We start from the raw sequence: 237 nt of genomic DNA, 5'->3' as shown, positions 1-237 counted from the left end.
AGAAGTCTTTGAATCAGAAAATGATAAATTTATATATAAAGCTTGCAAAGATGCAGAACTTATTATTGTTGCATGGACAAGGGACAAGCATACAAGAAGAAAAAGAGAAATAGAAAATCTGATTTATCCATTTAACAAAAAAGTAATGTGTTTTCAAGATGAAAAAGGACTAAAGCCCAGACATCCAAGAGACTTAAATGACAAAACATGGACTTTGGATTCCTATCCTTTTCCTCT

1 protein-coding gene is annotated in these 237 nt (G+C 31.2%); it reads left to right on the top strand.

The features are described from left to right. Nucleotides 1–237: DUF1643 domain-containing protein (locus tag KVT27_RS26095; RefSeq protein WP_217582324.1), on the top strand; the 237-nt coding region annotated here is incomplete at both ends.

It is taken from the genome of Lysinibacillus sp. GbtcB16 (assembly GCF_019091145.1).
GTDB lineage: Bacteria > Bacillota > Bacilli > Bacillales_A > Planococcaceae > Lysinibacillus > Lysinibacillus fusiformis.
Note: the sequence above shows the minus strand (reverse complement) of the source record. Positions and strands in the feature narration are given on the sequence as shown.